Here is a 14,112-nt window from a genome sequence, read left to right as displayed (position 1 = left end):
CTGGAAGATCGGGGTGAACTAGGGTTAAAGTAGCGGAAACTCAGTATATTTGGTGCGAAATATTTGGTGCGGATATATTTTTCCATTGCGTCTGGTACATACATTCGGCTAGATGGGTCTGAGTCTTCTAGATAAGCTCAGTATTCGGTGCTTCTACCCGTTTCGTGCGGGAGTATTAATGAAAACTGTACTCCTCTGAGGCAGGTTTCTTTGAGGTAGGGCGGTTGCAGAACTGGAGCGATCTTGGGGTTGTTGTGTTCTTTGCAACCAACGGCTCTACGGGCGATCGCCTGTGTCGATCTGGCAATTTCTTCAGGTCACGGCGCGTCTGACGTAACCTATTGCGTGCAAGATTGTGTGCGTGCAAGATTGTGTTCAAAAATGGTGCCCAAAGCCGCATGGCCTGCGTTCTCTGCATATTGCTGGCGCTGGCTCAAGATTGGCTTAGCTCGATACCTGACCTACTGAAGCTATCCAGTGATTTTTGTTACTCCTAAAATTTCCCAAACGGGCTACCTTTAGATAGATGAGGAAATGGCTCAAATCGTCTATATCCCCTTCTCCTGTAGGGGACTCCGGGAGGGACTCGTGTGCAGGGATGGGGCAATGCTGTTCGGGGCTTGCTGCCGCCTGCAACCTCAATCTGGATAAACCCGTCTAGAGAGTCTGTCCAATGGTTATGGAGGGAGCCACGTTGTCCAAGCTCAAGGGTTCACATCTCTGCCTCAAGGTTTACACCTCAAGTTCATCAAGAACATTCATGCTGAGACTGGCTCTGAGTTGTATTTGTCAGGATTCTGCACTCTAGCGAGATCTGCCTCCTCATCGACTTCCGTAGACTGCTTGGAAGACTCCCCCCGATGCGTTATTACTTGGACGATTGCACTGTCCGTTTCGCCCTTGTTCTACTCAGTCATTCCGCTCAGCCATTCCGCAGTTCGCCCCGGAGGTTTAAGCATCTGTCTGTCTAAGCCAAACCCACTAAGCCAAACCCAAGCTGAACCAGACTTCAAACTAAACCAAGCTTCAAAACTGAATTAGCACACGCATCCTGCCGTATTGGCGAATCCAGCGTGTGGCCGCGCATTGAATCCCTAAGCTTTCCTGTCCCCCTCTATCCCGGTTACTGCCCATGCGCCGCTTTTTCAACCGCTCTCGTCTGCTCAATGCCGCTCTTTTTGGTGGAACCGTCGCCGCAGCCGCTACGGTTTCATTGCTGACTCCTGTGTTTAGTTCGGCTGTGAACGCTACGCTTCAGGACAGCCCCAAGGCGCTGCTTGATGAGGCATGGCAAATTGTGAATCGGGAGTATGTAGACAGCACGTTTAACCAGGTAGACTGGCTAGCCGTGCGCCACGAACTGCTCAGCGCCTCCTATAGCTCGCGGGAAGAGGCTTACAATGCATTGCGCCGCGCCCTCCAGCGACTCCGAGACCCCTATACCCGCTTCATGGACCCGCGCCAGTTTGAAGTGCTGACGAGTCAGACCTCTGGAGAACTGTCAGGTGTCGGCATTCGGCTTCAGGCAGACGAGCAAACGGGCGCGATTACTGTGGTAGAGCCAATTCCCAACTCTCCGGCGGCGCGGGCGGGCATTCAGGTGGGCGATCGCATTCTGTCGATTGACGGCGTTTCGACTGAAGGGATGACGCTAGAAGAAGCCTCGAATCGCATTCGGGGTGAGGTCGGCACGCGCATCGTTCTGCGGCTGCAACGCCAGTCGGAAGAGGCGACCGAACTCACGCTAACGCGGGCTCGCATCGAACTGCCCAATGTCCACTACACCCTGAAACAAGAGCAGGGCACTCGCGTTGGCTACATTCGCCTGACGGAGTTCAGCGCCCACTCGGCAGAACAAATGCAGCGGGCGATCGAGGACTTGCTGAGCCAGCAGGTTCAGGGCTTTGTGCTGGATCTGCGGGGAAACCCAGGGGGTCTGCTGCAAGCCAGCATCGACATCTCGCGTCAGTGGTTGGGCAATGGGTTGATCGTCCGCACAGTGGATCGGTACGGGGTCAACGAGCGGATTCGGGCCAATCGGACGGCGCTGACGGATTTGCCGCTAGTCGTGTTAGTAGACGGCAGTTCTGCCAGTTCTAGTGAAATTCTGACGGGGGCGCTGATGGACAATCGGCGAGCCACGATTGTTGGCACCAAGACCTTTGGCAAGGCGCTGGTGCAGTCGGTGCATTCGCTGTCGGATGGATCGGGTCTGGCGGTGACGATCGCCCACTACTACACGCCCAACGGCACGGACATCAGCCAGCGCGGCATCACGCCCAACGTGCAGGTCAACCTGACCGATAGCCAGCGCCAGCAGCTTGCCGCAAACCCCACCTCGGTCGGCAGCCAGAGCGATCCCCAGTATGTGCGGGCGATCGCCGTTCTTCGGTCTACCATCGCAGCACAGCCCGCCCGTCCAACTCCTGCCCAGCGGGCCAGCGCCCCCCGCGCCCCCCGCATGAGCAACTAAACGCAGCACCTTGCAAATGCAAGAGGCACAGCGCATCGCGCCGTGCCTCTTATGCGCTTTTATAGGCTGGCTTCAGACCCACATTAAGTGAACGTCTCTGCGGTCGCAAACGTGGTCACAAAGTCGGTGCGGTTGAGCGCACTGGCTCGCACGCCTAGCAACTCCGCCAGCAGGTCATTACCAGCCCGGATCTGAACACCGCGAGTGGTATCGGTAAAGCGCAGATTGCCGAAGCGCAAATTGCCAGACAGACCGATCTTGTCTACGCCGTCTTTGTAGTCCACAATCGTGTCGAATCCAGCGCCGCGAGTCAGCACAAAGGTATCTGCGCCCGCTCCGCCAATGCAGGTATCGCGGCCCAGCCCGCCAACCAGCACATCTTTGCCGGGGCCACCGTTGAGGCGATCGCCCCCACGTCCACCCTCCAGCAAATCGTCGCCCTGCCGCCCGTTCAGCACGTCGGCTCCGCCCAGCCCTTGCAGCAGATCGTTGGCAAATCGGCCGACCAGACGGTTGCGGCCGCCAGTGCCCACGAGTTGAACCCCAAACACATTGTCACCCCGCACGCCGAGGTTCTGAATGCGGCGATCGCGCTCTGCGGGTGTGTCTGCCTTGGTAAACGTGCCGCTCTGAGCCAGAAACTCCGCAAACGCATCTTGCTCACTGCCTGCATCTGTAAACGTCGCCACCCCATCCGGCAGGCTCACTGGCCCGTCGATCACGCCATTCCGGTTCAGGTCAAGACTCGTCTCACCCAGCAAATCCACCCGATTCGCCAGGGTCGGATTTTCTCGCACAAATCGGAAGAACGGATAGCCATCCCCACTGGAATCGAGCGAACTCGTTCCCAGCAAAAAGCTGAGCGTCACCAATCGAAAAGTGCGGTTGGGATCGCCCACAATCTGGCCATTCCGAATGAGGATTTGGGTAAAGTTGCCATTGGCATCCGTCAGGGCTGCCGACTGGATGCGCTCTCCGGCTGTGGTCACGGTGCCATCGCTTGCGAGTCGCTGGGCCGTCTTGCTGGCATCAAAACTAAAGGAGATGCCGCCGATTTGAGGAAATGCGCCAGGAGTTCGTCCTGGCCCAACCCCCGACACGCCATGCTCTAGCACTTCCTTCAACTGAGCCGCTGTCACGGTAATCAGGCTCAAGCCATTGTTAAAGCGCAGCGAATTTTCAATATCCAGTTGCGACAAATCCCCTTCTTGCTTGTTTGCCTCTGGGTTAGCGGGTGGTGGCAGGGTCACAATGTCGCTGGGGTCGGTCGCTCCCGGCGTGGGAGACACTGCGCCAATGTTGTCGCGGATACCGCCGCCATTTTTTAGCGAGATCACAACAGAAGAATCCACCTGCTTTGCTACAAACAGGTTGGCATCCGCTGTCAGGTTGCCCAGGTTTGTCTCCTCCGTCCGCACCGAGTTGCGCGTGCCGTTGAGAAATACCGTGGTCTTCCCAAAGATATTGCTGTCTTTAGTGTTGATGATGGTCCGCAGCTTACCGAGCAAATCCACCACTTCTGGATCGGGTTCACCGGGGTTGATAGCCGTCAGCGCAGCCACGCTGGCCGTATCTGTGGCATAGGCTCCATTGACATTGGGATCGAGCTTTGACAGGTCAATTTTGCCGCCGTCGTCAAATTCCACCACCAGCCGCCCGACATATTTCCAGTTGCTATCAGTGTTGACCACCAGCACCGGCCCGGTTGGAGAGTCCTCCACTAGGGGGTAAATGCCGCCCGCCGTATCACCGGGGCGCAGTCGGTCGGTGCTGTCTGCCAGCAGCGTGTGGGAACCCCCCGCAATGATCACGTCTACATCGCGCAGCCGTTTGGCCAGTTCCCGCTCGATGAACAACTGCTGCATGTGCGCCACAATCACAATCTTGTTGATTCCAGCGGCGGTCAGCGCATCAACGGATTTTTGAATTTCTACAGCAAGGGCATCTAGCTCAGCCGCACTGGGGTTTGCGCCAAAGGGCTGCGGCAGGATTTCGACGTTGGCTCCTGGCGAAGAAATCGTTCCCAGGGTCGGGGTGGTCGCGCCTACAACCCCAATCCGTTCGCCATTGACCGTCAGCACGGTGCTTTTTGCAATGCTATTGGGGACTGCGGGCTGACCATCCGCAACGACCAGATCTTCCAGCACAAATTCCTGGCTAGAGGTGCCGTCATCTGCCGGATTGGGGTCGGTGAAGTTCAGGTTGCTGCTGAGGTAGGGAAAGACCGTGCCTCGAAATTCGCGATCGCGCCGAATCAGAGAAACAACAGTCGATTCGCCCAGGTCAAATTCGTGGTTGCCTAGAGCAGAAGCCTGAAATCCCATCTGGTTGAGGATTTCAATATCGACGCGCCCAACTCCCTCGCGGAAGGTGTAGTTATCACCGGGGGCCGGGGAAGAGGTGGTTTTGCGAAGCGATGCGTCGCTTCCAGAGGAAAAGAACGGCCCGGGAATGTAGTTATCGCCAGAGGACAGAATAACGGTGTTGGCGTAGTCGTCCTTCAGCGCGTTAATCACCGTAGAGAAATTGACTGCATCGGTGAAAGCTGGGAGGCCGCTTTCCATGTCGGAAGCGTGCAGAATTTGCAGTTGAAAAGCCATAGGTTTCGTTGAAGCGATTTGGAGGCGCTTGGTAATAAATGCCTCACAAACGATCCCACAGCGAGATTAAGCGAGTTTAATCGCGTTATTAACGTCTCGTAATTGGGCGATTAACCTTCCTTAAGGTGACCCTAAGAAAAGGGATCAAAAAGGAGCAGAACAAAGATGGGGCGATCGCTCGCCCCTCGATTTTCGGTTGGTTTCTCTCAATCCTTTTAAATTCTTAATGCCTTTCAATAAGACTTTGGAAATGCGTTCTAATTTGTAAATGCGCCGCTGCAAGGAGATAGCAAAATATTTTACCTGCGAGGGTTAAATCTCATCGCTGGATTCGGCATCGATCATGAAATCTGGGCTTTTTCTTAGCAGCCTGCTGGTGACTGTTCGCACGCGCCGATGCTGACCCAGCTAGTGGAGCCATCCGCCCAGTGTTCCTTTTTCCAGATGGGGGCGTTGTGCTTCAGCGTGTCGATGGCGTACTGGCACGCGGTGAAGGCTTCGGCCCGATGGGGACAGCCCACGGCAACCATCACGCTGATTTCGCCAACGACCAGCTTGCCTGTGCGGTGATGGATGACGACATGACTCACATCGGGCCAGGTGGCACGAATCTCGGCTGCGATTTGCTGAAACACCTTCAGGGCCATCGGTTCATAGGCCTGGTATTCCAGCGCGATGACGGGCTTGCCGTCGGTTTGCTGACGCACCATGCCGCTCATGACCACCACTGCGCCATTGGCTGGGTCATCAACTAGGTCATAAATTTCTTGCAGCGATAGAGGGGCAAACGTGATCGCGAAGTGGTCGCCAGGATGGGGAATTGCAGGGCGACTGGCAAAGGCACTGGCAGAAGGGGCGATCGCACTCATATCGGCGCACTCATTCAGAAAAGTCACATCAATCAGAAAAGTCACATCAAGAAGTTGCAGGCATTACTCGCTATTATGCCGTGGGGCGTTTGCGTCGGGATAGATCGCAAATTGGGCAGCGTTTTTGCCTGTGCGTTTGACCTGATACATAAGCTGGTCAGCGTAGTGAATCAGCGGTGCCTGGGAAGAGGGCGGCTGGGTACAAACCACAACACCGATACTAAAGGTGATGGGGCTTTGCTCTGCCTGCATAGCGGACTCAAGCTGTGTCTGAATTCGGGAAATGGCGGTCTTGGCAGCGCTGAGGTCGGTTTCAGGAAGCAGCAGGGCAAATTCATCCCCACCGAGTCTGGCAAACAGGTCGGTCTTGCGGATGCTGTCTCGAACCACCTGGGACACGAGCTTCAGAGTGCGATCGCCCTCCAGATGCCCCCCCTGATCGTTAACCTGCTTGAAGTTATCCAGATCGAGATAGGCAATGGCGAACGGGCGACCATAGCGGCGCGATCGCTCTATTTCCTGCGCCAGCTTCTCGGTAAACACGCGAGCATTGACTGCCTGGGTCAGTCCATCCATGCTGGATAGCCAGCGGAGCCGATCCTGTGTCTTGCGAAGTCGCGTAATCAACATGCTGGTGACAAGAAAAAAACCGAGTCGCGTGACGCTCCGCCAAGCAGAAACAAGCGGTTTAGTATAAATCAAGCCGCTGGCATTTTCCGCCAAAAGGAATATCACCAGCAAACTGAGCAGCGCGGTATATAGGGCGATGGGGCGAGGCGAACACCAAGCTGCCCAGGCGATAGGAATCAGGTAAAACAGGGACAGCACAATGTCTGAACCTAGGAGATGATCCAGCCAACCGATCGTCAGCACGATCAGCGTGTAAACTGCAACCTGAACCCAGATTGGTTGATGCGCGATTTGCTCAAGCCAATTGCCCTGCTCAATTCTCATGGTTTGGAAGCGCTTCCTGGAGCCATTTTCAAGTCTGTAAAGCCAATCTATCGGGTTCAGTTTGGTCAGCAAAGTCGGTCAAGAATGCAAGCAGTTTCCGATTCACAGCGTTCAGAACTTTAGGTTCTCACTCCTGCCATCTAGTGCTCATCAGGGCATCATCCCAATTGGATCGGGTATTGTCTCATTCGGTCAAAGCCTATGCAGAGCAAGTTTGCAATTCCAATCGTGGTGCTGAGTGTGCTGGGGGCGATCGCCTTTGCGGCCCAGTGGACGATCGAGCGGCAGCGGGTCTACTCGCTCACCATTGCCACAGGCAACGCAGACGGAGAATACTACGCCTTTGCCACAGCGCTGTCGAGCGTGGTCGCTGCCCACGAACCCAAGATTCAGATTCGCGTGCTGGAAACCGACGGCTCTCTGCAAAATGCGAAACTGCTGGCAGGGGGCGAAGCGGATTTGGGCATCATCCAGGGCGACACGTCGCTAGACCCGTCCGTACAGGCGATCGCCTACCTGTTTCCCGAAATCTGCCACCTGATTACCGCGCCCAGCGCCAACATTCGCCAGTTCACCGACCTGCGCGGCAAGCGGGTCGCCGTCCCGCCCCAGGGCAGTGGGTCTTACGCCATCTTCAAGCACTTCAAGACCCATTACAACCTCCAGGACAGCGACTTTCGCCCGCTGCCCATGACCACCGCCGAATCTTACGAAAAGCTGCAAGCGGGCGAGATCGATGCGCTGTTTCGCGTGATTGCCTTGGGCAGTCCCTCGGTGCGTGGCCTGCTCCAGCGCACCCAGGCGCAGCTCGTCCCCATCGACCAGGCAGAATCTATGCGGCTGACGCTGCCCGTGCTAGAAGCTACTGAAATTCCCAAAGGCACCTACGACGGGGCGCTGCCGATTCCAAGCGAAGATATTCCGGCCGTGGGTCTGCGGGCGATCTTGGTGACGCGGCGGGATCTGGAACCGGCGATCGCCAAAGTGATTACCCAAACCCTGTTTGAGTTTCGCAACGAACTGGTCAGCCAGTATCCCCGTGCTGCCCTAATGCGCCTGCCCGATGCCCGCGAAAATTTGGGACTGTCGCTGCATCCCGGCGCTCGCGATTACTATAACCAGGACGAACCCGCCTTTTTGGTGGAATACGCTGAGGTCATGGGCTTCTTGCTGTCCTTCGCGGTGCTGGCGGCCTCTAGCCTGTGGCAATTTCGCCGCTGGCTCGACGAACGCCAGAAAAATCGTGCTGATATGTACAACCTCAAGGTGCTGGCGCTGCTCGAAAAAGTAGAACAGGCGAACACGCCAGAGGAACTGGAGTCTCTGCGCCAAACCCTGTTTGAAATGTTCCAAAAAGTGGTGACTGACCTAGACACCGACCGCATCTCCCAGGCTTCATTTCAGTCCTTTACCTTTCCCTGGGATGTGGCCCTCAGCACGATTCGCCATCGAGAATTGTTGATGAGTCGTGCGATGGATTACAAAGATCAGAAACCAGAGGTGCGGCGATGATAGATTTAGGCGGGAGCGAAGAACGAAGAACGAAGAGTGAAGAACGAAGAGTGAAAAAAGAAGAGTGAAAAAAGAAGAACGAAGAACGAAGAGCGAAGAAAGACAAAAGAGACTCCGATGAATACTTTTCGCGTTGGTATTGCTGGCCCTGTGGGTTCTGGGAAGACGGCTCTGGTTGATCGCTTGTGTAAGGCGATGCGGGAGACGTATAACCTGGCGGTGGTGACGAACGATATCTATACGAAAGAAGACGCGCAGTTTTTGGTGCGGAGTGAGGCGCTGACGGGCGATCGCATCGTGGGTGTGGAAACGGGCGGCTGCCCCCACACGGCGATTCGCGAAGATGCCTCGATCAACTTGGTGGCGATTGAGCAGCTAGAGCAGCAGTTTCAGCCTGATTTAATCTTTGTGGAAAGCGGCGGCGACAACCTCGCGTCTACCTTCAGCCCAGAATTGGTGGACTTGACGATTTACGTGATCGACGTGGCCGCTGGGGACAAGATTCCCCGCAAGGGCGGCCCTGGCATTACGAAATCTGACCTGCTAGTGATTAACAAAATCGACCTGGCTCCGCTGGTGGGGGCAGACTTGGGCGTGATGGAGCGCGATGCCCGCAAGATGCGCGGCGACAAGCCGTTTGTCTTTACAAATCTGAAGATCAATCAGGAGCTAGAAACTATCGTGCAGTTTATAGAACTGCACATGGGCAAACCGTCTTTGCAACCGTCGGCTTGAATGAGATGGAGATGGGGGGCGATCGCTCCCCAAGAACAAGCTCCGACCAGAATCCTGCAACAATAGAACAAGTAGAAGGCACTCTCTCTCGAACGCAAGCAAGAACATGGCGACAAGTCTCAAAGCAAAGCTCAAAAACCAGTAAAAAGATGGAACCTGGTAAATCAGCGAAACGACTGACAGCAGGTTTTGGACTCCTCCTGGCGATTGTAATGGTGGCCTGTTCCACCCAGCCGCCAGAGCAACTGCCAGCGACGATTGTTCAGCAAGAAGCAACGCTTCAACCCGTCTCCCTAAACCCTGAGAAAATCATCGACGGACAGACGGTTTATGTTCCGGTCTATTCGCATATCTATCACCACAACAACCCGCGCAACGCGATCAACCTGTCGGCCACGCTGAGCATTCGCAATACCGACGCAGAACACGCCATCGTCATTACGTCGGTGCGCTACTTCGACTCTGCGGGTGAGATGATTCGTCAAGATATTGCCCAGCCGTCGAAACTAGGGCCGCTGGCTTCGGTCAGCTTTTTTGTGGCGGCAAACGATGTCAGCGGCGGCGCAGGCGCAAACTTTTTGGTGGACTGGGTGGCAGAAACGGCCGTTTCGGAACCTGTAATCGAAGCGGTGATGATCAGCACCTCGTCTTCTCAGGGCATTTCCTTTGTCAGCCCTGGGCGAGTGGTGAAGCAGCGGGACGTTGCGCCGTAATGCTAACACCGCCGCTACAATGCTCCGTTAAACGAAGCTGGTTTTTCTTAAGATTCTTTTTAAGATTAAGATTGCCCTAGAAGCGATCGCGTTCCTCAATCAAGCGCATGGGCAACCCAAACCGTATCCTGATCTTGTTTGCACACCCAGCGCTGGAAAAGTCGCGGGTGAACCGTCAACTGATTCGCGCGGTGCAGGGACTCGATTCCATTACCCTGCACGATCTCTACGAGCAATACCCCAACTTTCACATCAACGTAAAGCTGGAACAGGATTTGCTGCGATCGCACGATATTATCGTCTTCCAGCATCCTTTCTATTGGTACAGTAGCCCCGCCCTCCTCAAAGAGTGGCAGGATCTGGTGCTGGAATATGGCTTTGCCTACGGGCACAATGGCACAGCACTGCGGGATAAGAAGTTCCTGTCTGCCATCACCACAGGTGGCAGTGAGCAAGCCTATTGTCGGCAGGGCCACAACTATTTCACCATTCGGGAACTGCTGACTCCCTTTGAGCAGACGGCGCGGCTCTGCGGCATGGAATATCTGCCGCCGTTTGTCATCACGGGAACGCATCAACTGCGGCAGGCAGATCAGATTGCGCCCTATGCCGAGGCGTACCGAATGGCGCTGGTGGCGCTGCGCGACGGCACGCTGGACTGGCCCACGCTGATCCAGCAAAAGACGCTGAATGCTTATCTGACAAAGATTTTGCCCCAGGTTGCTGCTCCCAACCCGCCCTTAACACTGACTCCCACACTGACTCCCCCAATGCAGCCGGAGATTGCCCCGAATGGACAGTAGCTTATTTCTTCAGGCGTTTATTTACCTAGCGGCAGCGGTGCTGTCGGTGCCTATTTCCAAGCGACTGGGGCTGGGGTCGGTGTTGGGCTACCTAATTGCAGGCGTGGTCATCGGCCCGTTTGTCATGGGGTTGGTGGGTCAGGAAGGACAGGATGTGATGCGCTTCGCCGAGTTTGGCGTGGTGATGATGCTGTTTCTCGTAGGGTTGCAGCTCCAGCCAGATTTGCTATGGCGGCTGCGGGTGCCGATTGTGGGGCTGGGTGGGCTGCAACTGGTGGCAAACGTAGTGCTGATTACGGCGCTGGCAATGCTGGTGGGGCTGCCGTGGAACATGGCGATGGCGATCGCCCTCATCCTCCCCTTCTCCTCCACCGCCATCGGCGTGCAAACCCTGAACGAACGTGGATTGATGAAAACCGAAGGCGGACAATCAGCCTTTGCGGTGCTGCTGTTTCAGGCGGTGGCGGTGATCCCTATCCTGGCGCTGCTGCCGTTGCTATCCACCGCTCCGCCCGCTATGACTCAACAGACCGTCTCGGCAGCAAGCACTCTGGCGGGCTGGCAGCAAACCCTGCTGGTGATCGGCACGGTCGGCGGCATCGTCCTAGGCGGGCGGTTTCTCATGCAGCCTGTGTTTCGCTTTATCGCTGCGACACGCCTGCGGGAAAGTTTTACGGCGACGGCGCTGCTGCTGGTCGTGGGGATCACGCTGGCCATGCAGACGGTAGGCTTGTCGCCTGCACTGGGCACGTTTGTGGCAGGCGTGGTGCTGGCAGAGAGCGAGTATCGCCACGAGCTGATGAGCACCATCGAGCCGTTCCAAAGCCTCTTGCTGGGGCTGTTTTTCATCTCCGTTGGGGCCAGCATCGACTTTAACCTGATCCTGGCGCAGCCGATGCTGATCGCTGGGCTAATCGCGGGCATCACGGTTCTGAAGTGCGGCGTGCTGGTAGGGTTGGGCAACTTGTTTAAGCTGGCTCTGAGCCAGAGTCTTTTGTTTGCCTTTTCGCTGGTGCAGGGCGACGAGTTTGCCTTTGTGCTGTTTTCCTTCGCCGCGCAAACCAAGGTGCTGACGGAGGATCTGGCGGGGATTTTGATTGCAGTGGTGGCGCTGTCGATGCTGCTGTCGCCTGTGATGATGATTGCCTACGATCGCCTGATTATGCCCCGCTTTGAAACGCAGACCGAAGAACGCGAAGCCGATGAGATTGATGAATCTGATAATCCGGTGATCATCGTTGGCTTCGGGCGGTTTGGGCAAATTGTCGGACGTTTGCTGATTGCCAATGGCTATCGCATCACCGTGCTAGAGCATAACCCGGCGCAGATTGACCTGCTGCGACGCTTTGGCTGGAAGGTGTTTTATGGCGATGCGGCGCGGCTGGATTTGCTGCACGCGGCGGGGGCGGCGGAGGCTCGGCTGCTGGTGCTGGCGATCGACGACCGTGAAAAGATGCGGGAGATTGTGCAACTGACCCACAAGCATTTTTCCCACCTGAAGATTCTGGCGCGGGCGGGCGATCGCCGTCATGCCTACGAACTCATCCGCAGCGGCGTAGACGTGATCCAGCGGGAAACCTTTAGCTCCGCGCTGGATCTGGGCGTGGAAGCACTGAAACTCATGGGAATGCGGGCCTATCGGGCCCACCGCGCAGCGCAGATCTTTAAGCAGCACGATGAAGCGGCGCTGCGCGAAGTCGCAGTCATGGAAGACGACGATACTGCCATCGTTGCGCGATCGCGCCAGTTGGCCCAAGATCTGGAGCGCATTTTGCATGCAGACGCAGAAGATCGACGAGACGAGGGCGATCGCGCTTGGGACACTTCTGCTCTTAGAAAAGAAGCAGTCGAAAAAGACGCATAGGTACCGGCAAAGAGGCGATAGCGCCGCGCCAACTCAGCCAAACGACAGGGAAGACTCCGCCAAAGCGCAGAAATAAGGTCTGAAAGCAGATTTATAAAAACTTAAGAACCTTGGTTTTGTAGCCTACAGCACAAATGGCAAGAGTCTCCAGACCTACCATCACACCCTAGTATGATTATTCGTTCATTTCGCCCCCTCGCGATGAGGAGACGTGTTGCATGACAAGGCTATTTGGTCGTCGGAAATTTATGGTCTATGGCTCCGCTGCACTCGGAGCTAGCATGTTGCTCAAGGCCTGTGCCCCCTCTACTACCACTACGGCAAGTTCCCCCGCTGCGGATGCATCTTCGCCAACGGCTCCTGCTTCAGGGGATGGCATCAAGGTGGGTGTCCTCCACTCGCTCAGCGGCACGATGGCCATCTCTGAGAAGTCGGTGGTCGATTCTACGCTGCTCGCCATCGATGAAATCAATGCGGCTGGCGGCGTGCTGGGCAAGCAAATTATCCCGGTCGTCGAAGATGGCGCGTCGGATTGGCCCACCTTTGCCGAAAAAGCCCGCAAGCTAATCGATCAAGATCAGGTCGTCGTTATCTTTGGCTGCTGGACTTCTGCCAGCCGCAAAGCGGTGCTGCCCGTGTTTGAAGAAAAGAACCACATGCTGTTCTACCCGGTGCAGTACGAAGGGCAGGAATGCTCCAAGAACATTTTCTACACGGGTGCTGCGCCTAACCAGCAAATTGAGCCGTCGGTGGACTGGCTGCTGGAAAACAAGGGCAAGGAATTCTATCTGGTCGGCTCGGACTACGTGTTCCCCCGCACCGCCAACACGATTATCAAAGCCCAGGTGGCTGCCAAGGGCGGCACGGTGGTTGGCGAAGACTACCTACCCCTGGGCAACACCGAAGTTGCGCCGATTATCGCCAAGATTCGTTCGGCTCTGCCCAACGGCGGTGTCATTTATAACACGCTGAACGGCGACAGCAACGTCGCCTTCTTCAAGCAACTGCAAGGCGCAGGTCTCACGCCCGACAAGTACCCCACCATGTCAGTCAGTATCGCAGAAGAAGAAGTGCAGGCCATCGGCAAGGAATACTTGCTCGGCCATGCTGCTGCCTGGAATTACTTCATGACGGTCGATTCGCCCGAAAACAAGAAGTTTGTGGATGCCTTCAAAGCCAAGTATGGCGACAACCGTGTGACCAACGACCCGATGGAAGCGGGCTACATCTCCGTCAACATCTGGAAGCAGGCAGTTGAAAAGGCCGGTTCTGAAGGCACACCGACTGATCTAGAAGCAGTGCGCTCTGCCGCCTACGGTCAAGAATTTGCTGCACCGCACGGCCCGGTGAAGATGTTCCCAAATCACCACATTTCCAAGACGGTTCGGATTGGTGAAGTGCGGGATGACGGCCTGTTTGAAATTGTTTACTCCACGCCTGCGCCGGTCGATCCAGTGCCCTGGAATCAGTACGTTGCCGAGACGAAGGGCTTTGCCTGCGACTGGACGAGAACTGACGTGGATGATCCAGGGAAGTTCAAGATCTAGAGGTTGGGTAGCTGATTTCTCAGATTTCTCGCGGGCCGTGCC

Annotated in this window: 10 protein-coding genes; 7 read left to right on the top strand and 3 right to left on the bottom strand. The window is 56.0% G+C overall.

Annotated features, from left to right (window positions below):
* Positions 1-1,132: 1,132 nt before the first annotated feature.
* Entirely contained in the window at positions 1,133-2,473 is a 1,341-nt protein-coding gene (gene ctpB, locus IGS16_RS05145; protein ID WP_297083899.1) for a carboxyl-terminal processing protease CtpB, read from the top strand.
* A gap of 83 nt (positions 2,474-2,556) precedes the next feature.
* On the opposite strand, the gene IGS16_RS05140 is transcribed toward ctpB, so the two are convergent.
* The 3 genes from IGS16_RS05140 to IGS16_RS05130 form a co-directional block, all read right to left on the bottom strand.
* Entirely contained in the window at positions 2,557-5,073 is a 2,517-nt protein-coding gene (locus IGS16_RS05140) for a 5'-nucleotidase C-terminal domain-containing protein (RefSeq protein ID WP_297083898.1), read from the bottom strand.
* Between the two features lie 362 nt (positions 5,074-5,435).
* Positions 5,436-5,942 (bottom strand): molybdenum cofactor biosynthesis protein MoaE, encoded by a 507-nt coding sequence (locus tag IGS16_RS05135; protein WP_297084041.1) that lies wholly within the window; start codon positions 5,940-5,942, stop codon positions 5,436-5,438.
* Positions 5,943-6,005: 63 nt separating this feature from the next.
* Positions 6,006-6,896 carry a GGDEF domain-containing protein gene (locus tag IGS16_RS05130; RefSeq protein WP_297083897.1) on the bottom strand — a complete coding sequence of 297 codons (891 nt, stop codon included), beginning with the start codon at positions 6,894-6,896 and terminating at the stop codon, positions 6,006-6,008.
* 201 nt (positions 6,897-7,097) lie between these two features.
* Here IGS16_RS05130 and IGS16_RS05125 point away from each other — a divergent pair, with 201 nt between their 5' ends.
* The 6 genes from IGS16_RS05125 to urtA all read left to right on the top strand — a co-directional run bounded on the left by IGS16_RS05125 (position 7,098) and on the right by urtA (position 14,070).
* Positions 7,098-8,408, top strand: a complete 1,311-nt coding sequence (locus IGS16_RS05125) for a TAXI family TRAP transporter solute-binding subunit (RefSeq protein WP_297083895.1) — start codon at positions 7,098-7,100, stop codon at positions 8,406-8,408.
* 117 nt (positions 8,409-8,525) lie between these two features.
* Positions 8,526-9,143 (top strand): urease accessory protein UreG, encoded by a 618-nt coding sequence (gene ureG / locus IGS16_RS05120; protein WP_297083892.1) that lies wholly within the window; start codon positions 8,526-8,528, stop codon positions 9,141-9,143.
* 212 nt (positions 9,144-9,355) lie between these two features.
* Entirely contained in the window at positions 9,356-9,856 is a 501-nt protein-coding gene (locus IGS16_RS05115; protein ID WP_297083891.1) for a DUF3124 domain-containing protein, read from the top strand.
* Between the two features lie 107 nt (positions 9,857-9,963).
* Positions 9,964-10,659, top strand: a complete 696-nt coding sequence (locus IGS16_RS05110) for an NAD(P)H-dependent oxidoreductase (protein WP_297083889.1) — start codon at positions 9,964-9,966, stop codon at positions 10,657-10,659.
* Positions 10,649-12,523, top strand: coding sequence for a monovalent cation:proton antiporter-2 (CPA2) family protein (locus tag IGS16_RS05105; protein WP_297083887.1), 1,875 nt, complete (start codon positions 10,649-10,651; stop codon positions 12,521-12,523). Before IGS16_RS05110 ends, IGS16_RS05105 begins: the two co-directional genes overlap by 11 nt.
* 218 nt (positions 12,524-12,741) lie before the next feature.
* Positions 12,742-14,070, top strand: coding sequence for an urea ABC transporter substrate-binding protein (urtA, locus tag IGS16_RS05100; protein WP_297083885.1), 1,329 nt, complete (start codon positions 12,742-12,744; stop codon positions 14,068-14,070).
* Positions 14,071-14,112: the final 42 nt, after the last annotated feature.

The organism is Thermoleptolyngbya sp. C42_A2020_037 (assembly GCF_015272455.1).
GTDB lineage: Bacteria > Cyanobacteriota > Cyanobacteriia > Elainellales > Elainellaceae > Thermoleptolyngbya.
Note: the sequence above shows the minus strand (reverse complement) of the source record. Positions and strands in the feature narration are given on the sequence as shown.